The 21,686-nt window shown below is 38.3% G+C and carries 20 protein-coding genes; 16 read left to right on the top strand and 4 right to left on the bottom strand.

Annotated features, from left to right (window positions below):
• The first annotated feature begins 244 nt into the window (after window positions 1-244).
• The 13 genes from Q0218_RS03795 to Q0218_RS03735 all read left to right on the top strand — a co-directional run bounded on the left by Q0218_RS03795 (window position 245) and on the right by Q0218_RS03735 (window position 11,839).
• Entirely contained in the window at window positions 245-883 is a 639-nt protein-coding gene (locus tag Q0218_RS03795) for a YdjY domain-containing protein (protein ID WP_021086498.1), read from the top strand.
• Window positions 883-1,260, top strand: a complete 378-nt coding sequence (locus Q0218_RS03790) for a hypothetical protein (RefSeq protein WP_297966342.1) — start codon at window positions 883-885, stop codon at window positions 1,258-1,260. Before Q0218_RS03795 ends, Q0218_RS03790 begins: the two co-directional genes overlap by 1 nt.
• On the top strand, window positions 1,257-2,768 hold the full coding sequence (locus Q0218_RS03785) for a TIGR04282 family arsenosugar biosynthesis glycosyltransferase (RefSeq protein WP_297966340.1): 1,512 nt from the start codon (window positions 1,257-1,259) through the stop codon (window positions 2,766-2,768). Before Q0218_RS03790 ends, Q0218_RS03785 begins: the two co-directional genes overlap by 4 nt.
• On the top strand, window positions 2,765-3,475 hold the full coding sequence (locus Q0218_RS03780) for a TVP38/TMEM64 family protein (protein ID WP_297966338.1): 711 nt from the start codon (window positions 2,765-2,767) through the stop codon (window positions 3,473-3,475). Before Q0218_RS03785 ends, Q0218_RS03780 begins: the two co-directional genes overlap by 4 nt.
• Window positions 3,453-4,115: a TVP38/TMEM64 family protein gene (locus Q0218_RS03775; protein WP_297966337.1), complete on the top strand. Its 663-nt coding sequence runs from the start codon at window positions 3,453-3,455 to the stop codon at window positions 4,113-4,115. The genes Q0218_RS03780 and Q0218_RS03775 overlap by 23 nt, the downstream gene beginning before the upstream one ends.
• Window positions 4,084-4,788: a TIGR04283 family arsenosugar biosynthesis glycosyltransferase gene (locus Q0218_RS03770; protein WP_297966335.1), complete on the top strand. Its 705-nt coding sequence runs from the start codon at window positions 4,084-4,086 to the stop codon at window positions 4,786-4,788. Before Q0218_RS03775 ends, Q0218_RS03770 begins: the two co-directional genes overlap by 32 nt.
• On the top strand, window positions 4,766-5,728 hold the full coding sequence (locus Q0218_RS03765; protein ID WP_297966333.1) for a (Fe-S)-binding protein: 963 nt from the start codon (window positions 4,766-4,768) through the stop codon (window positions 5,726-5,728). The genes Q0218_RS03770 and Q0218_RS03765 overlap by 23 nt, the downstream gene beginning before the upstream one ends.
• Window positions 5,725-6,660, top strand: a complete 936-nt coding sequence (gene arsS, locus Q0218_RS03760) for an arsenosugar biosynthesis radical SAM (seleno)protein ArsS (protein WP_297966331.1) — start codon at window positions 5,725-5,727, stop codon at window positions 6,658-6,660. The genes Q0218_RS03765 and arsS overlap by 4 nt, the downstream gene beginning before the upstream one ends.
• Before the next feature lie 16 nt (window positions 6,661-6,676).
• Window positions 6,677-7,099 (top strand): C-GCAxxG-C-C family protein, encoded by a 423-nt coding sequence (locus tag Q0218_RS03755; RefSeq protein ID WP_297966329.1) that lies wholly within the window; start codon window positions 6,677-6,679, stop codon window positions 7,097-7,099.
• Window positions 7,099-8,487, top strand: a complete 1,389-nt coding sequence (locus Q0218_RS03750; RefSeq protein ID WP_297966327.1) for a sodium:solute symporter — start codon at window positions 7,099-7,101, stop codon at window positions 8,485-8,487. The genes Q0218_RS03755 and Q0218_RS03750 overlap by 1 nt, the downstream gene beginning before the upstream one ends.
• Window positions 8,484-9,404, top strand: a complete 921-nt coding sequence (locus Q0218_RS03745; protein ID WP_297966325.1) for a hypothetical protein — start codon at window positions 8,484-8,486, stop codon at window positions 9,402-9,404. Before Q0218_RS03750 ends, Q0218_RS03745 begins: the two co-directional genes overlap by 4 nt.
• A gap of 31 nt (window positions 9,405-9,435) precedes the next feature.
• Window positions 9,436-10,143, top strand: a complete 708-nt coding sequence (locus tag Q0218_RS03740; protein WP_297966323.1) for a rhodanese-like domain-containing protein — start codon at window positions 9,436-9,438, stop codon at window positions 10,141-10,143.
• Window positions 10,144-10,423: 280 nt separating this feature from the next.
• Window positions 10,424-11,839 carry a hypothetical protein gene (locus Q0218_RS03735; RefSeq protein ID WP_297966321.1) on the top strand — a complete coding sequence of 472 codons (1,416 nt, stop codon included), beginning with the start codon at window positions 10,424-10,426 and terminating at the stop codon, window positions 11,837-11,839.
• 884 nt (window positions 11,840-12,723) lie between these two features.
• Here the strand turns inward: Q0218_RS03735 and Q0218_RS03730 are convergent.
• Both Q0218_RS03730 and Q0218_RS03725 read right to left on the bottom strand, forming a co-directional pair.
• Complete coding sequence (locus Q0218_RS03730) at window positions 12,724-13,026, bottom strand: type II toxin-antitoxin system RelE/ParE family toxin (protein WP_297966319.1); 303 nt, start codon at window positions 13,024-13,026, stop codon at window positions 12,724-12,726.
• Entirely contained in the window at window positions 13,019-13,282 is a 264-nt protein-coding gene (locus Q0218_RS03725; RefSeq protein ID WP_297966317.1) for a type II toxin-antitoxin system prevent-host-death family antitoxin, read from the bottom strand. Before Q0218_RS03725 ends, Q0218_RS03730 begins: the two co-directional genes overlap by 8 nt.
• A gap of 307 nt (window positions 13,283-13,589) precedes the next feature.
• Between Q0218_RS03725 and Q0218_RS03720 the strand changes: the two genes are divergently transcribed.
• Together Q0218_RS03720 and Q0218_RS03715 are read left to right on the top strand one after the other, a co-directional pair.
• On the top strand, window positions 13,590-17,399 hold the full coding sequence (locus Q0218_RS03720; protein ID WP_297966315.1) for a hypothetical protein: 3,810 nt from the start codon (window positions 13,590-13,592) through the stop codon (window positions 17,397-17,399).
• Window positions 17,400-17,402: 3 nt separating this feature from the next.
• Window positions 17,403-18,767, top strand: coding sequence for a thioredoxin reductase (locus Q0218_RS03715; protein WP_297966313.1), 1,365 nt, complete (start codon window positions 17,403-17,405; stop codon window positions 18,765-18,767).
• A gap of 69 nt (window positions 18,768-18,836) precedes the next feature.
• On the opposite strand, the gene Q0218_RS03710 is transcribed toward Q0218_RS03715, so the two are convergent.
• Both Q0218_RS03710 and Q0218_RS11960 read right to left on the bottom strand, forming a co-directional pair.
• A complete protein-coding gene (locus tag Q0218_RS03710; RefSeq protein ID WP_297966311.1) occupies window positions 18,837-20,585 on the bottom strand; it encodes a site-specific integrase in 1,749 nt (582 codons plus the stop codon).
• Between the two features lie 455 nt (window positions 20,586-21,040).
• Window positions 21,041-21,334: an integrase core domain-containing protein gene (locus Q0218_RS11960; RefSeq protein WP_366517417.1), complete on the bottom strand. Its 294-nt coding sequence runs from the start codon at window positions 21,332-21,334 to the stop codon at window positions 21,041-21,043.
• A gap of 138 nt (window positions 21,335-21,472) precedes the next feature.
• On the opposite strand from Q0218_RS11960, the gene Q0218_RS03705 reads away from it, so the two are divergent.
• Window positions 21,473-21,610, top strand: coding sequence for a hypothetical protein (locus Q0218_RS03705; RefSeq protein ID WP_297966309.1), 138 nt, complete (start codon window positions 21,473-21,475; stop codon window positions 21,608-21,610).
• Window positions 21,611-21,686 lie beyond the last annotated feature (76 nt).

Here is a 21,686-nt window from a genome sequence, read left to right as displayed (position 1 = left end):
GATAAATCGTCGTATCAAAGCTCATTCATAAGTAGTAAATTAGTAGTAAATTGATTGGTTTCGACCTTGATAAAGTGTGATAAGTCCAGTGTTTATACGGATAACTAGATTTTCATACTATTTTTATTTTAAACAAAATATAATTCAAAAATATTTTTTAGGCGAGGTTCGCCTGCAACATTTACAAATTCTCTAAAGTTTTCGTAAATCAAATTTCAAATTTTCTTCACAGAAAGGCACTAATATGTTTAAAAAAGCTATTTTTATGGCTATTTTTAGTCTGTTTTTTACCGCAAGCGTTCAAGCTAGCGACGATCAAGTTGGCGTAGTAAGCGCTCAAAATCCGATGGTGGTAGATGAAAGCGCCAAAACTATCACTGTTTTAGCCAAGGTAAATGGCAAGTATTTTACTGAAAACACTCGCCACGCAGTAGTTTTCAAAGATGGAAGATTTGGCGATAAGCCTGTGTTTATCGCACTTGCAAATCAAAACGACTTCTATCAAGCTATGAAAAAAATAGGCGCCAAACCAGGCAACAACATGACCCTAAAAAATGGCCCTGAAACACACGTTGAAGGCGATAAGATCAAGATCGAAGTAACATGGAACGGCGCACCAAAAAGCTACGACATCAACGAAGTCATCACAGATAGTAACGGCAAACAAATCGACATGCGTTTTGGCGGCAACGAAGCGACCGCAAAGAGCTTTAACACCGGCTGCATCGCTTGCCTAGATAGCTGCTCAGTCGGCATCATCTCAAACCATACCTACACTCACGGCGCAGTTGAAAAACGCAACGAAGTCGTATTTCACGGCAACAAAGACGTTTTACCGCCTGATGGCACATTTGTAGCTATAAGCTTTAGGGTTGCAAACTGATGCACGCCCTTAGAGCCCTATACTACGCGTTTTGCGCTTTGCTTTTAGGGCTTAGCACAGCGCTTTTAGTCTCGCTATCAGTTTGGCTCGAGATGCGCGTGCACAACCGCTATATCGTGGCTGGATTTTTTGTGGCGGGACTACTTTACGGGCTCTTTCAAAAGCATACGGCTGTTTTTGCGCTAGTTTTTAGCCAAAGTTTGCTCTTTTTAGTCACACTTTGGCTTGGCAAGCAAGAGCTACTCTTTTATCTCATCAAAGAGAGCTATTTAGAAATTTTAACTCTAGCTCAAGTAAAGTACCTATTTTTGGGAATTTTAACCTTTCTAAATATCTTTTTTTTATTTAAATTTACCCTCTTTAGGGGCAAAATTTGAAAAAAGCGCTGATACTTTTTACCAGAGCTCCGATCGCTGGTAAGACCAAAACTAGGCTACTTGACTTTTTGACGCCACAGCAAGCAGCAAATTTGCATAAATTTTTACTAAAAGATATAAACACTAAGCTTCAAAAACTAAAAAACGTCAAAATTTTCATCTTTTTTACGCCAAGCGATAAGGCTAAAATTTTAGAGCAAATTTTAGGCAAGAAGTATGAGTTTATTGCCCAAAGCGAGGGCTCACTAAGCGAGCGAATGCTAGAAGCCTTTAAACATGTAAAAACGCTTGGGTATGAGCAAATTTTACTAATTGGTAGCGACATTGTAAATTTCACCGCTCAAGGCTTTAATAGCTATTTTAAAGCACTTGGTAAAAACGATGCCGCTATCGCCCCAACGCTTGATGGCGGATACTGCGCTATCGCTCTAAGAAGCGCCAGCTTAAGAGATGAAATTTTCTCAAGCGACTACTCTTTGCTCGATAGCGTATGCGAAGGGGTTTGCGCTAAATTTGAAGAGCTAAATTTAAACTACGTTAAATTTAAACCGCTTCGTGATATCGACACAAAAGAGGATATTTTCGCTTATATTTTGGGTGTGCGACCAAGTGCTATAAAGCCCCTTGCTAACGGCGAATACAACATAAACTACAAATTTCGCAAAGGTGGTCAAAATGTATTTCGAATAAATACAAAGTCGCAAATGGTGCTTGAAAATCAAATAAAATATGAATTTGATGCGCTTAAAATTTTACAAAGCTCAAAGGTCACGCCAGCGCCGCTAGAGTACTACGAGCCAAGCCCATTTTTACCGCGAGGGGCGATGAGTATGGAGTTTTTAAAAGGGCGTGCGCTAAGATACGAGAGCGATCTCGAGACAGCGGCAAGTTTGCTTGCTAGCGTGCACTCAGTCAAGATCCCGTCAAATCACAGCCTAATCACTGCGCAAAAGCCATTAAAAGCGATGTTTGAAGAGTGTGAAAAGATGGCTAATGTCTATCTTGACTCAAATTTAGCCCAGCCAAAAACCGCTGAGATGATCGAATTTTTCTTAAAAATAGCAAAGAAATTTGACCTTGAGCGCGAGATAGAGGAGCCTTGTATCATAAATACCGAGCTAAACTCTGCAAATTTCATCATCGGCAAGGATGCCTCATATATCATCGACTGGGAAAAGCCGATAATCGGCGAGTGTGAGCAAGATCTAGCGCATTTTAGCGTGCCAACAACCACATTTTGGAAGACGGATGTGATATTTAGCGCTGATGAGATAGAAAAATTTATAAATTTATATGAAAACTACTCGAAAAAAATGATAAATAGGCGAAAATTTAAAGAGTATTTTACGATGACTTGCTTGCGAGGAACAAGCTGGTGCGCGATGGCATTTGTCGAGTACAACGGTGCTAGAGCCATTAAAAATGAATACACTTTTAACAAGATAAAAGCCTATCTTAGCGACAAGTTTTTGTCGAATTTACAACAATATTTTAAGGAATTTAGATGAAAAAATCCCAAATTTTTCTCCTAGTCGCCGTCGCAATAGTCGCGCTGGCATACTTTTTTATCCCTGCAGTAAATAAGCAGATCACCGACTCAGTCGTGATGCTTAGCAAATTTGACCTAAACGAAGTCTATGCTTATTTGCAAAGCTTTGACAAGACGACAGCAGCTTGCGTGAGCTTTTTTTTGATGGTGCTTCAAAGCATCATGGCGCCAGTGCCTGCGTTTCTCATCACGCTTTCAAATGCGATGATATTTGGCTGGGTCTGGGGCGCTGTGCTATCGTGGAGCTCGGCTATGGTGGGCGCTGCGCTTTGCTTTTACATAGCACGCATTTTAGGTCGCGACGTCGTTGAAAAGCTAACTGGCAAAAAGGCGCTTGCAGCTACGGACGAGTTTTTCACGAGATTTGGCAAGCACACGATCATCGTCTGCCGTTTGCTGCCATTTGTGAGCTTTGACCTAGTGAGCTACGCAGCAGGGCTTACATCGATGAGATTTTGGGGATTTTTCTGGGCGACTGGTATCGGCCAGCTTCCTGCGACCATTGTATATTCGTATTTTGGCGGCAGTTTGATGGGCGGTGGCAAAATTTTATTTATCGGTCTTACCATGCTATTTGCCTTCTCGATCGTAGCCTACGTCGCAAAGAAAATTTTAGATGATAAAAAGGCGAAAAAGGCACAGCTTGAAGCAAACAAGGCTGTTTAAATTTGCTATCATCGCCGCGATCATACTCGTGGCTGTATTTTTGATGCAAAAGATCGGCGTTAGCGAGCTTCGTGAGCTCATCGGCGAGCATGTACTATTTGCTCCGATGATCTATGTCCTATGCTTTGCTATCTTGCCGATATTTTTATTTCCAGTGCCGATTTTGGCTGTCGTTGCAGGTGCGGCATTTGGGCTATTTGCTGGCAGTTTATACACCATAATAGGTGCGATGATAAACTCGGTTTTGATGTTTTATATCGCAAGATTTTTGGGATTTCGCGCCGTTAGTGACTTCACGCAAAACTCAAAGAGCAAAATTTTAAAAACACTTGGCGAGCCTGGTGGTAAATTTAGCCTGATTTTGATCCTTCGCCTAATGCCGCTTGTGCCGTATAACGCCCTAAACTACGCATGTGGCGTGATGAACGTGAGTCTGCGTGACTACGTGGTGGCGACCTTTGTAGGCATCGTGCCAGCAACATTTATAATGGTAAATTTGGGCGAAAAAGCCCTTGATATGCGCTCAAACGGCTTTATCATCGCCTGCGTTTTGATGGTAGTGCTTGTGGTGCTTTCTAGCTGGGGCGCAAAAAGGATAAGGGCAAAACGTGGCGATCTCGGTAATAACTCCGATCTATAACGAGCCATGCGAAAATTTGGAGTGTTTTTGTGCTATTTTGGCAGCTCAAAAAGGTGAATTTGAAGTGATATTTGCTGATGCTAGTGAGCCAAATTTCTATGAGGGCAAAAATTTTGATTTAGCGCTAAATTTGAGCAAATTTTTCTCGCCTGAGAGATTTAAAATTTTACCTTGCAAAAAAGGCAGAGGCGCTCAGCTAGACGCTGGGGCGAGTGTGGCAAAATTTGAGAAGCTTCTCTTTTTGCACGCTGATAGCGCCTTTTATGATGAGGGGGCGATTTTGGTCGCTGAGAGGGCGCTTGATCGCTGTGAGGCAGGCTGTTTTAGGCTTAAATTTGATGAGGACGGGGTGCTTTTAAATTTGATCGCACTTGGTTCAAATTTACGCGTAAAGTTTAGAAATATCGCCTTTGGAGATCAGGGGATTTTTATACAAAAAGGCCTTTTTAACGCAGTTGGCGGCTTTGAAAATTTAGCAATTATGGAGGATTATAAGCTAAGTATGAAGTTAAAAAGATCTGGTGTGAAATTTTGCCAGCTAGGGCAAAATATAGTGACGAGCGCGCGTAAATTTAGGCGTGAGGGCGTCATAAAAACGCTCATAAAAATGCAAATTTTGCAGTATAAATTTAGAAATGGGGCTAGCGCTGATGAGATCGCAAAAAGTTATTAAAAACCCGCCAGAGCTTTGCATAGAGTGCGGAGCGTGCACGAAACACTGCGAGTTTTTGACCAAATACGATATAAATTTGCTTGATTTTTCAAAGCGAAAAGATCTCGCATTTAGCTGTTTTTTGTGCGACGAGTGCTACAAGGTCTGCCCCAAAGACATCAGCGGCAACGAGATCGCGCTAAAGCACAGAGAGCAGATAAAAAAGCCGTTTCGCTATCTAAATTTCTTAAAATCGCCCTATCTTTACGCCAACAACTCGCCCAAAAAGAGCCGCGAGCTAGTCTTTTTCGGCTGCAATTTCCCGGGCTTTTTGCCTAAAACCACGAGAAAAATCATCGAAATTTTAGAGCCTTTGGGGGTTGATTTTAGCATAGACTGCTGCGGCAAGCCACTTTTTGAAGCAAATGCAAATTTTGACAAGACAAAGGCACATCTAAACGAGCTCTTTGCTGCAAAGGGCGTAGAGACGCTCATTTTGGCCTGTCCAAACTGCTACCATTTTTTAAAAGACAAGGTGGATGTCAAGATAAAAACCATATACGAGAAATTTGAAGAGCTTGGTCTAAACCGCGAGATCACAGAGGAGGCACACATCTTTTACCCCTGCCCTGAGCGCATCCACAAGCCTATTTTTGAGACCTTTAAAAAGTACGTGCCAAATTTCAAAAATAGCTTTAATGATGTAAACTGCTGTGGGCTTGGCGGACTAGCAAAAAGTAGCGAGCCGCAAATCGCCGCAGGATATCCGCAAGCCGTCAAGGATAAAAATTTGCCAAATCTCTACACCTACTGCGCCACTTGCTGCGGAAATTTCGCCAAAAATGGCGTGAAAAATATCAAGCATATTGCCACGGTAATGAGTGGCGTAAACGAAGCGCCAAACACCGCTTATCTAAAAAATGTACTCAGTTTAAAATTTTACAAAAGGAATAGAAAATGAACTTCACAGATCGCATAGCACCGCAGATCAGGCATACTGATAAAATTTCAACGATACAAGTAAATCTAGGCAAGATATGCAACCTCGCCTGTTCGCACTGCCACGTCGAGGCTGGGCCAAAGCGCACGGAGACGATGAGTAAGGAGACTTTGCAGGCTGTTTTAGAAGCGATTAGCGCACATAAATTTAGCACGCTTGATGTCACCGGCGGCGCACCTGAGATGAACGCGCACTTTCGCTGGTTTATAGATGAGGCCGCTAAGATCACGCCTCACATCATCGTGCGAACAAATTTAACCATACTACTTGAAAAGGGCTATGAGGATCTGCCTAAATTTTACGCAGATCACGGCGTGGAGCTAGTCGCTAGCCTGCCTTGCTACACCGAAGAAAACGTCGATGGCATGCGTGGGCGAGGCGTGTTTGAGGGCTCCATAGAAGCTCTAAAGAGGCTAAATGCACTAGGATATGGCAAGGGCGGAAATTTGGTGCTAAATTTAGTCTATAACCCAAGTGGTGCGTTTTTGCCAGGCGATCAAGCAGGGCTTGAAGCGGACTACAAAAGAGAGCTAAAAAGTGCTTTTGGTGTGGAATTTGATCATCTTTTTACGATCACGAACGTGCCGATCGGACGTTTTAGAAGATCGCTTGAAAAAGGCGGTAAATTAGAGCCTTATATGCAGCTTTTAGAAGCAAATTTTAACCCAAATGCTGCGCAAAATATCATGTGTAGAGCGCAAATTTCAGTTGGATATGACGGAGCCCTTTATGATTGCGATTTTAACCAGATGCAGGGGCTTAAGGCGCACGGCGCAAAGGATATATTTGAGCTAGCTAAAAGCGGCGAGCTTGGTAGGCAGATTGTCTTTCGAGACTACTGCTACGCCTGTACAGCAGGTGCTGGGTCAAGCTGCGGCGGCGCACTAGCCTAAATTTAAAGGATAAAAAATGATGAGCAATGAAGAGATAGCGCAAAAATTTGCCGAGCAAAACTGCGCGCAGATGATATTAGCACGCTACGCACAGCACCTAGGTGCAAACGAGGCGCAGCTTATGAAGCTTAGCTTTGGGCTCTTAGGCGGCATGCAGGAGGGCTCGATATGTGGCGCATATCTAGCGGCAGTGCTAGTTTTGGGGCTTGCTTACGGCGATGATAAAGAAAAATATAATGCAAATTTGGCGCGCTTTAAAGAGATATATTTTAAAACGCAAAAATCTAGCATCTGCAAAGAGGTCTTGGGGTATGATCTAAGCAAGCCAGACGAGCTTGAAGTGATAGTGCAAAAAGGGCTTTTTGCGAAAATTTGCCCCTGCGCTATAAGCGATAGCATGAGGGCTTTGGATCAAATTTTAGAATTTAAGGAGAATTAATGCAAGAGTATCAGTCGCTCTTTTTTTGGGGCTTTTTGATCGTTTACGGCGTGATAATGTATGCTTTTTCACCAAAAGCTCGCAGCATCGGCTCGTTTTTTAAGGGAGAGGATGAAGGCGGCGTAAAGGTGTCGCCATTTTTGCTAACGACTAGCATTTTTATCAGCTGGATATTTGCAAAATCAGTCACAAACGCCGCAAATTTAGGCGCTAGCTACGGCATAGTAGGCGGCGTAGCTTACGCAACATATTGGCTTTGTATACCGATAGCCGGCATCGTCATCTACCGCCTAAGGCGAAAATTTGGCGCAACCGGACTTGTGCAGTTTTTAACCAGCAACTACGGCGCAGCTGCTAGCATCGCATTTTGCGTGGCGATCTTGGTTAGGCTTTTTAACGAAGTTTGGAGCAACACCGCAGTCGTGGGCGGCTACTACGGAGATAGTGGCAGCATGCCTTTTATCGTCGCAGCCTCACTTTTTACGCTCTTTACGCTTGTTTATTCGGTTCGCGGCGGACTTAGGGGCTCTATCGTGACTGATGTCATTCAGGCCTTAGTTTTCATCATCGCCACGCTTTGGGTTATCGTGACTATCTTGCCAAAGCACGGTGTGGGTGAGCTAGTTAGCACTGGCAGTTGGAGTCTAGGCGGCGGCGTGGACCTGCTTTTAGTCGCAGTTTTGCAGCTAGTTAGCTACCCTTTTCACGACCCAGTTTTAACCGATCGAGGCTTCATCTGCGAAGAAAAAACGATGCTAAAAAGCTTTGTGGTTTCTGGCATTTTAGGTTTTATAGCCATCGTCATCTTTAGCTTTATCGGCATCTACGGCTCGATTGAGGGCATCGCCGCAAAGGGCAACATCCCAGCCGAGCTAGCTAAAACAATGGGGATTGGCTCAACTATCCTGATGACAGCCGTCATGATAGCGGCTGCTGGATCGACGCTGGATTCAACCTTTGCAAGTCTTTCAAAGCTAGTTGGCTACGATATCCCAGCGATGCTAAACAAAGACGTCGCTAAAATTTCCATAAAAATCGGCATCATCTCGATGATACTTTTTGCCATTTTTGGAAATTTACCGATGATTGTTGGCACCGATATCTTAAAGGCCACGACGATTAGTGGCACGATGGTGATCGGCCTAGCGCCGATATTTTTGTTGCACGGCTTTGTGAGTCCAACAAAGCTTGGCTTTCATCTTAGCTTTTGGCTAGGCATACTTTTGGGCGTTGCGTTTGCATTTGACGCAAAAATTTTCCCTGAATTTTTAGCTATCGGCAGCGGCAAATACGCAATGCTTTTAGGCATAAATTTATATGGTCTCATCGCATGCACGCTTGCCTATGCGCTGCCTGGGATGTTTTGTGGGTGTAAAGATAAAAGATGAGCTCTTGCCCGCTTAGCTATGCGTTAAATTTCCCGTCGGGGCCAAAATTTCAAAGCAGCTGCCTATATGTCGTAGGCGGACTTTACGGCAATGTCTTTGCACTAAAAGAAATTTTAGCTATGGCGGACACCGAGAGTGCCGATGTCGTTTTTAACGGCGATATCCACTGGTTTGATGCAGAGGCAAATAGCTTTTGCCAGATAGAGCGTGAGATAGCAAAACGAGGTCTTACGGCGATAAATGGCAATGTTGAATTTGAGCTAGCAAGTGGTCAAAATGGTTGCGGCTGCTTCTACCCCTCATGCACAGACGCTGGCACGATAAATCGCTCAAATTTGATCCACTCTCGCTTAAACCACCTTGTAAATGATGAGTGCAAGCAGTTTATAGAAATTTTTAAAAAACGAGCTAAATGCGAGCTAGTAAGCGTTGGCGGCGCAAATGTCGCTATCACACACGGAGATGAGAAATTTCTAGCTGGCTGGGGCTGCTCTCGTGAAAATTTGAGTCAAAAAGCTAGGCAAGATGAGTTAAATTTATGGTTTAAAAAGCATAAATTTGATGTGCTAGCCTGCACTCACACCTGCGCCCCTGCCGCCATAGCGCTCGAAAACGGCGTAGTGATAAATAACGGTGCGGCTGGCATGTCAAATTTTGCCAGCGAGCTTTATGGGCTCATAACTCGCATAGCCATTACGCCAAGCAAAGAGGCGATATACCGCGCTAAACACGGCGAAATTTACATCGAGGCGCTTCCTGTGCGATATGACACGGCGAAATTTTTAGAGTGGTTTGATCAAATTTGGCAGGCTCAAAGTCCGGCCGAGGTCTCATATAGAGGCCGCATAGCAAATGGTAGTGAGGGTGAGATAAAAGAGGCGATAGTGGGTGGATTTTGGCAAATTTACGCAAAATAAATAGTGAAATTTTATAAAAAAAGGAGAAGAAATGTTCGTCAAAAGTAAAATAGTTAAAGGTATAGTTGTGCTTTTTGCACTTGGTTTTCTCACAGCTTGCAGCGATACAAAAGCGCCAACGGACGCTAAATTTAAGGGTGCTGAACTATCTGCGATACAAGCTGATAACAAGAAAAAAGAGGACTATCTAGTCATCGATGTGAGAAAAGCGGAGGAGTATAACGCTGGCCACTTAAAACACGCTATAAACATCCCTCTTGAAGAGATCGAGGCTAGACTAGATGAGATTAACGGCTACAAAGATAAAAATGTCGTACTTTACTGCAACAGCGGCAACCGCAGCGGCAAGGCACTAGATATACTAAAATCAAAGGGCTTTAACAAGCTTAGCAACGCTGAGGGCGTGAAAGAATTTAACTACGATCTAGTTAAATTTGGCAGCATAAACGCAGAGGAATTTAAGAAGATCGCAAACGATCCAAACATCCTAATCATCGATGTTAGAGAGAAAAAAGACTATGACGCTGGACATATGAAAGGCGCTATTAACATACCTGATGGCGAGCCTGTGGATAACTACAAAGACGTGCTTGAAGCAAACAAAGACAAAACTATCGTCACACACTGCTACAGTGGCAACCGTAGTGCTAAACTAGCTCAAATTTTAAGTGACAAAGGTTACAAAGTCTTAAACCTACTTGACGGCACAAAAGAACATAGCTACGAGTTAGTGAAATAAATTTATTTGAGCTTTTGGGGCAAAACCTGAAAGCTCAAAGCTTTCAATAATACAAATTTAATATACCTACTTTCACCCTATATCCTTTCACTATTCTTAATTTATTCTTTTTCTAATTATGAATTTTTTACAAAAATTTGCATTTCCAGCGCAGATTTTTTCCAAAATTGGTGTAATTACTATAAATATCTTTTAAAAAGGAAGAAAATGAAAATTTTTTCATTGATAGTAACTAGCACCGCTAGCACGAGAGAAAGTTCAAATGGTGAGGTGATTTGCCATGGCTAATGCATATATAGTAAATGATCACAGTTTAGTCATAAACGTAAGGTCAGGTTTTTTAACATATGGTAGAGCCATAGGTAGATTTGCACATGCGTGCCGTGAGAAAAATCAAACTGAGCATATAAAGTATCTCAACAAGAATCCAACCACTATTAATCGCTACAAGCTCCTAAGCGAGTTTAATGGCAATGGCAATATGAGAGATGCCAATAGCAAAGATGATGAACTACATAATATGGCCTTTGTAAAGAATTTACTTAAAGGCTTTCAGGATAGCTTTAAAGAAGACTATACCGCGCAGTCCTATACACAAAAGCGAAATGGCAAAGATACTGTTATAAAAAAGTCTTGGCGCAAAGATATGCGTAGCTTTTGTGAGATTATCATCACGTTTGGCACAGATAGGAAGAAGGAGCCAAAAGAAGGGCTAAACAACGAAGAGTCAAAATTTATAAATGAAAACATACATATGGATAGAGTAATGAGATTTGTAAACGCATACTGTGCGAAGTATGGCGTAAAGTGTCTGCTTGTGGCTGAGCATAATGACGAAAAGACCAAGCACTATCACATCATCTTTACAAACTACAACTTTGAGAAGCATGCAAATTTGAGATTTAGTGGCAGGTCAAAAACAGCAAAATTTGGTAAAGAGCTACAAGATATGGGAGCAGAGGCATTTGAAGGTCAGGTACTTCGTGGTAAGTCAAGTAAAAATAGACACAAGAATTTAACCCAAATGCACCAAATAGCAAGTGAATATAAGAGCGAGAAAGAGCTAAAAGAGAAAATTCAAAAGCTTATAGAAGCGGAAGCAAATAAGTATATGCAAAAGAAAGAGCCTTTGTTGGGCGACGAGTACTTTAGGTTAGAGCCAAATGAAAAAAGAGCTTTAATAGCAGGTCTTAGAAATTCTGTTTTTGAACAAATGCAAGAGAATATAACCATCACATCTGATGAACAGCTAAAAGAAAAGGCAGAACTTCTTGCTGAGCAAGTAACAGAACAAAGTAAAATCATAGAGGAAGATAAAAAGAAAAACATAGAAGTCTTAAAAGAAAAAGAGCAGCTAGAAAAAGAGCTAGATGATTTAAAAGAAACCCAAGCTGAGCAAGACAAAGAGATAATGCTTCTTAAAAATAGAGTAAAAGCACATACTAATCAGCAAACAAAAATAGATGAACAAAGTGTATTGATAGAGAGTAAGGATAGAGAAAACCAATCTCTAACACGTAAAACCGAAAGCTTGCAAAAAGAAAATATCAGGTTAAGAGACTTTAATGACAAAAGCTTAGGTCTTTTACTTGAAATAGCAAATAGTAACCCAGAGCTAAAAGAGATGATAGTAAATGAGATGCCAGAGCTAATGGGTAAATTTACAAAAGATGATGCTGGGATGGAGATGGGGTAGCTAGCATTCTTAAAATTTACAATGCGTAATCTATAAATTTAAGCCACCAAAGTAAGCTAGCCGTGTAAATTTTACTTAATAAATTTACACGGGCTTGCTTACAAACTTGCGATATATTCTACGCAACACTCCTATATCTCATATAGACATACTCGTAAATTTTCTCTCTGCACGCCGAGATACTCATATCATCATAGCACTCAGGCAACTCTCCCCAGAGCGTATCGCAAAAAGATAAGACCAAGCACCGGCATGCAGTATTGATGAGATATGAGGTTTGAGCCTGAACGCAAAAGATCCGCCGACTCCCAAAGGTCGCTCTCTAGCATTTGTAAATTTAGCCATTTATATTTTGCTTGCTATTTTAGCATTTTATGGATAGGGATTATTGTTTTAAAAGTAAGAAATTTTATGAGTGAAATTTTGAGCGTCCTAAAATAATATTTATCTTAAATAAAACTTAGACCTTTTATCGGCAAAGGTCATCTTGAATGGATAAAGTTTTGTTTAAGTTGCATCTTTGTAAATAAAAATTTCGCCCGTCTGGCTAAGACCTTACAGCAAGCTCAACCTGAGCTTGCTAAGTAAGTTTATCAACATACTAAAAATGTTGATAAATATACTAGAAACTGGCATTAAATTTTCTTGGATTATAACAAATAAATTCATAATGTAACATACTGCATGTGATGTAATGTGCAGTACATGATGTAACATTCAGTATGTGATGTCACATGCAGCACTTGATGTAATGTATAGTACATGATGTAACATGCAGTAGGTGACGTAACGTATAGTATGTGATGTTATGTATATTTTTGCAGATGAGAGAGTATTAGGATAAGTGGATATTTCTCTAGAAAGACATTATTGAAGTTGTATGTCTAAAAAGCGCTTGGTGTATATCTAATAGTGATGATTATAACGACCTTATCTTTTTCATTGACCCTATAAATCACTGTGTAGTTTTTAACAAATAGCTGTCTATAGCCCATATTGGCATATCTGCCAACTTTTCTAATAGCACCACGATTTGGCATCTCATCTAGGCTAAGGATAGCGTTTTTTATAGCCTCTAATGTAGAATTTGCAGCAGCTGGTGAGAGTAAAGACATTGCGATATATTTATAAATCGCCTCAAGCTCTTCATAAGCTTGTGGTGAGATTAGGACTTTATATTTACTCAAGATACTTACTTTTTAGACTAGCAAAAACATCTTTTGCTTCCAGCATCTTTGTATTTGCTGTTATCTTAGCTTCAGATGATGCGATGGCGCTATCTATATCGGCTGTGGCTACTAGCTTATCATATGTCTTTATACTCATCACAACCAAGTCGCCATAGCCATTTTTAGTTACAAATATTGGTTCATCCTTGCTATTGCATAGCTGTGAAATTTCATTTGTGTTTCTAAGCTCTTTTATAGGTACTATTTGAGGCATATGCTATTTCCTTTTAATAATATGGCATCATTGTAGCATAATTATGTAAGAAATTTAGATGGCTTTATCTAACTAACTTGGCAAGCTAAAAGAAAAGCTCAAGTAACAAGCATGCAGTATTTATTTTAAAATACCAAAGAGTTACACTCTCTAGTTTTCTAACGCTTATCATTTTTCTCTGTTGCATAGCTAAACTATCTATCAAGTGTCATGTCAAGCATTTTTCACTTTTAAATAGCAATAATAAATTAATAATATTATAAATACAATCACAATAAAATATCGAAAACAGTAGTGGTGGCTTAATATGCAAAACAACGAAATAAAAATAACCTACTCTTGCGAAGAGACATTAAAAAAGATAAAAGAGTATATGGCTGATGCAAAATGTGTAACTCTTTATACGTCTAGCCTAAATTCACTCACATCGTACTCTAACGGCATAGCTAATGAGATCATATCTAATCTAATATTTTCTAAGAAGAGAGATAAAAAAGATGTATCGATCGTATCTGACTTTTATATAGATAAAGAGAGCTTTACTGATAGCAAGCTAAATAGAATAAGAGAATTTGAATATAGAGATATACCAGTAAAGATTGTCCATAAAAAAAGTGCGGTTGATAAGTTTTTTGCAAATTTAAAAGAGAAGATAAGCCCTATAAAAAGTAAAGCAAGATATGAAGCTGAACTTGAAGCTGCTCAGGATGAGCACGAGAGAAATTTGCTAAAAAGCATGGGCGAAACAAAGACAGAAGCTATAAGCTTTTATGATATGTTTGAGGTCATAGTATCCAACTATGATGACGCCAAAGATATCGTAAAAGAGTGCCTAAATACCTTAAAAAATGATCTACTAAGCGATGCTAGCTCTTTGATATCTAGCGAGGGATTAGATGGAGCTAAATTTGAAAAAAGCATTGAAGAGTGTTTTAGAGAGTTAGATAAGAATTTAAGTGAGTTAAATAAAGAAAGCGGAGAGTTTTTACTAAAGCAAATATTTCTTTTTATACTAAGCATAGTTGATCTAAGTGACCCAAAGGCTGCACTCAAAAAGGCAAACGGATGCTTTTTGTTCTATGAGCTTAGTAAATTAACCTACAAGATGGTTGAGCATCAAAGCAATAGATCTCTTTATGGCGTAACCTTACCTATCCTTAGCTTTTTCACATCTAGATTTGCTTCTATTATAAATACCCTAAATATAAACTCAAGCTGCAATGTATTAGTATTTAAGCAAGATAAATCCTCTAACTCTGGCTTTTTTATAGACTTTACCCACCTAAACTTAGACTATATCTACTTTAGAGACGACAATAACCTAAATGAGGTTAATTGCAATGCAGATGAGGGGTATAGTGTGTTTGGTCATTTAGATGATCTGTCAGTGTTTGATTATACAAAGGATGTTTGCTCTTACGATATAGTAAATAAAAACTTAGGCTTTGGCTCTAGTGATGATACGCTCTTTAAAAGACTAAAGGATCAAATAAAAGGACTAAATGCAAATTTAAATTTTATCTGTGCATCAAATTTCAACTCTATAAAACTAGCCAATCTAATAGCGAACAAGTCCGATAAAAATGGCACATCTGCAAACGATGAGATGAACAGCAAAGATTTTTCAAATTTAAATAAAAACTATGTTGTGCTTTCAAACTCACCTTTTAGATCAAGTGCAGGGCTAAGAGAAGAAGTAATAAGTAAATGCCTAGATCAAGTGATAGAAGACGAGCTAAATAGACCCAACAAATCCAACCTAGTAAAGCAAAAATTTACTGACATAAAAACCCTAAGTCCTATTAAGGATTACAGTCAGTACAGCATAAATATCAATAAAGAAAACAATAGATCAACTCTTGTTTTAAATTTATCCCCATTTGCAAGGATAGATAAAAAATATATAGACAACATAGAGCAAAAAAGGGAAGAATTTAAAGAGATCGCCTATCAAGATGACACCAACTATCTTGATAACTACACCAAATACGAAGAGTTATTTAAGACAAATTTCTCTCACGTAAATGCTTATGCTAAGCAACCAAATGATATGGAGAAGATCAAAAAAAGTGAAGAAGAGTATATGAAAAAGGTAACTCTCTCTTTTAAAGCAGTGTTTGATAAAGTAAATGAAAACGCCTTAAACAGAAGAGAGGCTGAAGCATATAACAATAGTAATATCTCAAGCCAACTTATAGATGATATAAAAAATGGCTCATCAACCGCAGATGAATACCAATCACAAATGCAACGTATAATACAAACCCTCCCAAAACGCTACTCTTTCATAGAAGCACTATCTCTTAGTGTGGCTTACTTTATAATGACTAAAAGCTATTCAAAAAAAATGATAAAGAAAAGCATTAAAGATGGTGATGAATATATAGTAATAGAAGATGATGAGATAAAAGCCTTGCATTCAAACTCTATAATAAGAATTTTTGATAGAGATGTAAAGCTATTTTTCTATAAAGACTCAGTAAAAAGTAGTGGCTTAAAAAGTGGTGAGTATCTATGTATAGAAGAAATTTCTAAATATATGGATGGTGTAAATAACAAGGATGTAGTTAGCGTTGAAGAGCTTTTAGCAGAAAATGAAGTTGGTAAAAATGCAGATATCAAAGATCCTTTGCAAAAAGATCTGATGAAGCTTCTTATAGAGCAAGCTGACAAGATAGATGAGAACTATAAAAAAGATGAAACTACTATAAAAGAGGCTATCACCACCAAGAATAAAAACATTCTAAAAGAGGCTATAAATTTAAAAGATATAGCATATAGCAATGATAGAGATATAAATAAAGAGGTAACCTCATTATTAGTAAAAACTACTATAGAAGAGGTATTTCCACTAGCAAAATTTGTTGGAGAAGATGGCATATCTAAGATATATGAATCACTTGGTTCTTATATATTTAATAAAGACGCAAAGGCACTAAGAGAAACATTTCTTGATGAGCTTGGGGTATTAAATTTAGTAAAAAGCCTACTTGGCGCAAGAAAGACTAAAGAGATAGATAGATATATCTTGCTAATAACGAGTCTAAAAACTACAAGCGTAGTTTTACAACATTCAAAGCTTAATCTAATCATTCAAGCTTCAAATGCTTTTAGGCTTCATATGGCGATGGAGTATTATAAACTAAGTATAACTTATACAGAGATCACAACATATACCTTTATGAGATATACTCATAGGTTTAGCTATACAGATTTTCAAGAGATAAAGAGACTAATAAAAGATTATGCGGGATCACTAGGTAAGAGCATAGGTGCTTCTATGGTTAGTGGCGCATTAGAACTTTGGAAAACATCCTATGAAAAGCTAGAAGAGAACTACAAAGAGATAATGCACACAAGATACACATATAAATTTAATGAAGCTTACGCACTAAATAATATCTCATATAAACCTATGTCTATAAAAGAAGCCTATGATAAAAATAGTACAAATAGCTATTGCTACTATCCAGTAATGATCTATCAAAACTATATAAGTCTAAATTTAAATAGACTATTTCTAGGAGCTAATATAAGTAGTGGAGGACTAGACTATAACTCATTTATATACTACGATATAGACCATAAGAAAAACAAACTATCTTTTAACCTAGCCTCTAAACTAGCACTAAATAACCTTAGTGCTTATCTATGCTTAGATGAGCTAAGAGGATCTGGTAATGAGATAGATGCAAGGTATTTTAACTATGCTAGAAGTAGATACACCGAATCTGATGTGGAGATAAGGGAGTTAAATTTGGATGTTAAAGAGGAGAAAGAGGTGTATGAAATTTATAAGCAAAATTCATTAGCAAACGTAGCAGCAGGCAAACCAAAATATCCTATAAACTCATATCAAAAAGCAGTAGAGATAATAAACAAATTTAAAAAAGGTATATTTAACACAGACGATAGCGATAACTCTCATCGCAACCTCTCAAGAGATCTAGTAGAGGCATTAGATACTATTGGAAGCAATAACATAAAAGGGGTATATGTGGGGTGTAAGGAAAATGATTCTAAAGATGGGAATTTCAATGGAAAGACAATTCCCCCTCGCCTAGTAGGTCGTCTAGCTACCACCATAGTAATGGAAGATGGTCTATATATAGGATAAGAGATGAAGAGGATTATATTTATCATCATAGCTATCTTAGCAGTCACAGCAGTAGTGGTAATAAGCAAAGGAAAATTACAAGATAAAGGAAATTTAATGGATAACACTAATACATATACGGTTATAGCTCCAAATGGGGACAATATTGAATTTGACAAAAAAACAAATTTAATAGCTTCTAAAAATGCAAAAAATAATACGGCACGCTTGGAAGAAAAGTCTCAGATGGTTCTTGAAGCCCGTGCAATCCTCGACTCATCTCCATATAAAAACTATAAACCACTATACTATAACCCTAAACCAAATTCTCTAGGTCAAACAGACTATCTATCATTTAAACCATGGCTAGACATTAGCTATAAACCAAGCTCTAATAAAATTTCACCTTGGACTAAATCAGAAAAAGCTTACTATGAAAGCTTAAAAGATAAACGAGATAGATATATCTATTTAGTAAAAAGAAGTAATCTAAAATGCACTATGATAGATATACCAGAAGATGCCATAGGTAGAGTAAATAGTAATGGTAAACTAACAAAGCCAGAATATGCTGAAATTTATGATGAAGTAAATGCTCACAAAGGCACATTAAAATCAGAACTATTTGCAGCAGAGTGGAATATATGTGCTGGAGTATTAGGAAGCACTGTTGGATTTTCAGGAGGAGTTGGATTAGGTTATGCAGGGTTTAAAGCAAGAGCATATCAATCAATGTTTCTATCAGCGCAGCTTGGTCAAGACGGAGCCTTGGAGGCATTAGCCGACATGTTTCAATACTCTACCTATCTAGTAGGTCTAAATAAAAATTTACAAATGGCTGAAGAATTTAGAAGACTAGCTAAAAATCCCCCATTAGATGAATATGGCATGATGCCTTATCTTGATGAGATAGTAGGGAACTACTTCGTGATGGATTTTAATAGAAATTTAACCGTAGTTGAGCCAAATGGTTCAATGCATACTCATTTAAGAAAATTAGTAGAAGATGAAGGAAAACTACTAGACCCTAGAGATTTAGATGCAAACGAGACAACTAGGGAAGAATTTACAAAATATGTTAAAGACAATATTGATGGAAGTGGTCAAGACTTTAATGGCGGTTTCCCTGGCACTTGGGACGATAGAGCTGTTGCCCTCTACATCGACTCCACCCTCCTAGAAGCTAAAATAATGTCCCTAACCCCACCAGAGGGCTACCCAAATGCACCATACTACAACACACCAGAAGAGCTAACAAGACTATATGAGGCTGGTAAATTAGATAAGAAGCTAAATCCTCTAACACCAGTGATGTATAGAGATAGCTTTCCAGAAGATCTTAGGCAAAAGATATTAAGCTATGCCAAAGAGCATAATATAAAGGATTAACAATTTCAAGCAATAGATTATGGTTTATAGAAGGAAACATGTATCCATTATAAACCATACATCTAATATCTAATAGCACACCATTTCTACTTTTGCTTTTAGCACACTAGCATTTATATTTGTAGCATATGTTCCAAGTAAAATTTTATACTGCTTCTCATGTCCTACTATTTGAGCTATGATATTTGGCTCTACTTCTTGTTGGACAAGCGTATCTATAAAATAGTGCCTAAACGAGTAAAAAGTCTTTTGCTTGTTGCTGCTTATTAGCTTTCGTTGTATTTGTGATCTAAAAATTTCTGAAAAGTCTTTGTTACTTACTTTGAAGATGCTTTTATTTGCACTAGCTCTTTGTTTTACAAACTCCATTAGCCCAAGCTCTATTAGCTTGCTATGTACTGGCACTAGCCTTATGGAGTTTATATTTTTAGTACTCTTACCATCATCTCTATTTATACTAAAGCAAAGCACATTATTGTGCTGCACAATGTCACGTGCTCTTAGCTGAACTATCTCGTTTATCCTCATGCCACTATATGCTGCTATCATAGTTATATAGTATAGATCATTTGCACTTATCCGCTTACTTGGTGACTTGTTAGTCTCTTTAAAATTTTGGACTATTTTAAAGATAGCATTAGCCTCTTCCTTGCTATAAGGTAGCACCTTACGCTCCATTGGATTTATCTCCACTTTTACGTTTAGGTCATTTATGATGCTCTTACTTATATAGTCGCTGTTATAGCAATACTTAAAGAACTGCACTACTCTTATCATATATTTTTGCATGGTTACTTGTGATAGTTTGGCATCGTTTTTACCTATATATATTATCTGCTCTAAGCTTTTGTCTTTATATTTAGCTTTTTGGTTTAGCTTGGTTGGTATGAGAGCTAAAGTATTTCTAAATTTAAGTAGATCATCTCGTGATATGGTTGTGATATCTTTGTTTGGATGGAAAAATTTAAACAATATATTGCCTACAATATTTACCAGATCCATAGTGCTACTTGACCACTTTTGGCTAACGCTAGTATTAGCTGTAAAATTTTCAAATGCTGTTTTTAGTGGGATGATCTCCCTACTCTCCACCTTTCTTTGACTAGGAGAACATGGCACTATCTCGTATTCTTGGACTGCTTCGTCGTTTAAGCTACACATACCAAAGCTACTATCTCCTACTTTTATGCGCTTGCCTATTAGATGGCTATCGCTAGTTAGTATCTGCTCTGCGCTCCTTTTATCACCTTTGGTTTTTACTAGCTTAAAAGGAGTGTTAAGTCCGTATTGTTGCTCAGCAGTTGCCATTATAGCATGTGAGAAATTTTTAGCTAGATTTTTGATATCTTCTTTGTTAAGAGGTAATCCACTTGCTTCATCTAGGGCGTTGATGTTATCTTGGAAGCTATCTATACCAGTTGGCTCAAATTTATAACTTTCATCTTGTTTGCTTAAGAATTTAAGTCTTTTAGACACAAGGTTTGCGCTCTTATCAAGCTTTGATATTAGGTAGTTTAGTGATAGTATATGTTTCTCAAGCAGGGTTTGAGCTATGCTTGCTTTATCATCTTGGTCTATGGCTTTATCTAGACTATTAGATAAAATTTTAGCCATGCTATTTAAAGTCTCATTGCTTTTATTAAGTAAATCAGGAAAGGTATTATCTTTTAAAGCCTCTTTAAAATGCTTATTTAGCGCATCTGCAAAGTCAATATCTATCTTTTTATCATAAAGCGAATGCTCTTTTATACTCTTGTCCACCTTTGCCTGCATAAAACTATCAACTAATGAATCTATAATTCCTTGATTTAGCTTCATATCAACTGCCTTTGTTATGAGATAGATATATCTATCATAAATTCTAGCAGATTTTCTGGCTTTTAATATGGAATAAGTCCCCAAGGAGAAAGATAGCTCTCTTGAGCATTTTAAAACTTTTCTTGCGTTTGGTGCGATGACGCTTCGGTAGTAATAAATTCCATTGCGGTTTTTTAGATGTACCATGGATTTGCAGTGGAACAAAAGTGGGACACTCGACTAATGCTTATGACAAAAAGTTGTTTGTAATGGCGATGTAGCAGGACTTTAAGCGATATTTAAAAATTTATCTCATAAGCCGGAGGTCGGGAGTTCAAGTCTCCCCCGTGACACCATAAAGCTCTAAAATACGGGTTTTCTACGATTTAATATCGCATTTTCCTTTCATAAAATATAGCTTAAAGTTTGTAGCAAATTTAAAATTTATGTAGCAAAAATTTAAGCCGTTTGTAATTTTAACATGTTTTTATAAAAAAACCGCAAATAAATGTCCGCATCCACAACATATGGCACTTTTTCTCCTTCGCTATAGCATACTCCACCGGAGTCTTATACCCTAGCGAAGTATGAGGTAAAATAGTATTATAATCAATGAGCCTTTTAGCCATTTTCCGATTAAATTCATTTAGATCGGTAAATGACAGATCTTCGTTATAAGATACGAACATATCTTGTATGGTTTTATTAAATCTTTTGTTATACGCATTCTTCTTAGGGCATCTTGGATAAGTTAGATTATATCTCTTAATAACATCTTTAAAAAGTTCTCAAACGCCTTTACGCTTACTAAGGAGCTAAATTTCGATAGATTTAAGCACAACATAGCTGTCGGCTACGATAGCAGCATCGAAACTCGCCATCCAAGACTCTGGTATAGCAGAACCCATATGCAAGATATCGATCCCTACGCATCTAGGGGTAGCTGGGCGTCAAACAGAAACGTCCCGCTCACAACCGATAACAAACACCGCGCGATCAATCACGGCGTATTCGCGGCAAGGAGCGCAGCCGCGGTATCGAGCTAAACGTGCTAGGGCAAATTTACGAGAATTTATACCTGCGCAGCTCGCTTGGCTACACGAACGCTAAGGTTACTAAAGA

Origin of the sequence: uncultured Campylobacter sp., assembly GCF_938039245.1 — a bacterium.
Lineage (GTDB): Bacteria > Campylobacterota > Campylobacteria > Campylobacterales > Campylobacteraceae > Campylobacter_A.
Note: the sequence above shows the minus strand (reverse complement) of the source record. Positions and strands in the feature narration are given on the sequence as shown.

Excerpts from the sequence above, each read along its gene's own strand:
- Q0218_RS03795 (WP_021086498.1), top strand. The coding sequence starts at position 245 with ATGTTTAAAAAAGCTATTTTTATGGCTATTTTTAGTCTGTTTTTTACC.
- Q0218_RS03790 (WP_297966342.1), top strand. The coding sequence starts at position 883 with ATGCACGCCCTTAGAGCCCTATACTACGCGTTTTGCGCTTTGCTTTTA.
- Q0218_RS03780 (WP_297966338.1), top strand. The coding sequence starts at position 2,765 with ATGAAAAAATCCCAAATTTTTCTCCTAGTCGCCGTCGCAATAGTCGCG.
- Q0218_RS03765 (WP_297966333.1), top strand. The coding sequence starts at position 4,766 with ATGAGATCGCAAAAAGTTATTAAAAACCCGCCAGAGCTTTGCATAGAG.
- arsS (WP_297966331.1), top strand. The coding sequence starts at position 5,725 with ATGAACTTCACAGATCGCATAGCACCGCAGATCAGGCATACTGATAAA.
- Q0218_RS03755 (WP_297966329.1), top strand. The coding sequence starts at position 6,677 with ATGATGAGCAATGAAGAGATAGCGCAAAAATTTGCCGAGCAAAACTGC.
- Q0218_RS03750 (WP_297966327.1), top strand. The coding sequence starts at position 7,099 with ATGCAAGAGTATCAGTCGCTCTTTTTTTGGGGCTTTTTGATCGTTTAC.
- Q0218_RS03745 (WP_297966325.1), top strand. The coding sequence starts at position 8,484 with ATGAGCTCTTGCCCGCTTAGCTATGCGTTAAATTTCCCGTCGGGGCCA.
- Q0218_RS03740 (WP_297966323.1), top strand. The coding sequence starts at position 9,436 with ATGTTCGTCAAAAGTAAAATAGTTAAAGGTATAGTTGTGCTTTTTGCA.
- Q0218_RS03735 (WP_297966321.1), top strand. The coding sequence starts at position 10,424 with ATGGCTAATGCATATATAGTAAATGATCACAGTTTAGTCATAAACGTA.
- Q0218_RS03725 (WP_297966317.1), bottom strand. The coding sequence starts at position 13,282 with ATGCCTCAAATAGTACCTATAAAAGAGCTTAGAAACACAAATGAAATT.
- Q0218_RS03720 (WP_297966315.1), top strand. The coding sequence starts at position 13,590 with ATGCAAAACAACGAAATAAAAATAACCTACTCTTGCGAAGAGACATTA.
- Q0218_RS03715 (WP_297966313.1), top strand. The coding sequence starts at position 17,403 with ATGAAGAGGATTATATTTATCATCATAGCTATCTTAGCAGTCACAGCA.
- Q0218_RS03710 (WP_297966311.1), bottom strand. The coding sequence starts at position 20,585 with ATGAAGCTAAATCAAGGAATTATAGATTCATTAGTTGATAGTTTTATG.
- Q0218_RS03705 (WP_297966309.1), top strand. The coding sequence starts at position 21,473 with ATGCAAGATATCGATCCCTACGCATCTAGGGGTAGCTGGGCGTCAAAC.